The following is a 639-nucleotide window of genomic DNA, read 5'->3' on the forward strand; positions in this document are numbered from 1 at the left end:
GGTTCTGTTGCAGTAAGGCCCACGTTAAAATTGGGTAGCGAATTTTTGAGCTGTGCGATGAAGAAGACGAAGACACCGCGAACCACACTCGCGCCGGGCCTGGCCAAGGTCCTGAAGCGCCTTCACTACCCGCTTGAAGTGATTTTGCTGTGCGTGCGATGGTACGTGGCCTATTCGCTGAGTTTGCGCAACCTTGCGGAAATGATGGACGAGCGTGGTATCGCGGTGGATCATTCGACGGTGCACCGCTGGGTCATCAAGCTGCTGCCGCTCTTCGAAAGGCGCTTTCGCAAGCACAAGCGTCCGGTTGGGAAAAGCTGGCGAATGGACGAGAGCTATATCAAGATCAAAGGCGAGTGGAAATATCTTTACCGGGCAGTGGACAAGGCGGGCGACACGGTCGAATTCCTGCTCAGGGCCAGGCGGGACAAGGTCGCCGCCCGGCGGTTCTTTGAAAAGGCGATCGCCCATAATGGTACGCCAGAGACCGTGACCATCGACAAAAGCGGCTCCAATCTGGCCGCACTGGATGCGGTGAATGCCGATCGCGAGACGCCGATCAAGGTCCGTCAGATCAAGTACCTGAACAACATTGTCGAACAGGACCATCGGGCTATCAAACGCCGGAGCCGGCCGATG

1 protein-coding gene is annotated in these 639 nt (G+C 57.1%); it reads left to right on the forward strand.

The genetic code is table 11. The annotated features are described in order from the left end of the window. Positions 1-57 precede the first annotated feature (57 nt). Positions 58-639 (forward strand): IS6 family transposase (locus tag GCT19_RS42455; protein ID WP_152855131.1); only part of this gene is annotated, 582 nt, incomplete at its 3' end.

Origin of the sequence: Paraburkholderia atlantica, from assembly GCF_009362785.1 — a bacterium.
In the GTDB taxonomy this organism is placed as follows: domain Bacteria; phylum Pseudomonadota; class Gammaproteobacteria; order Burkholderiales; family Burkholderiaceae; genus Paraburkholderia; species Paraburkholderia atlantica.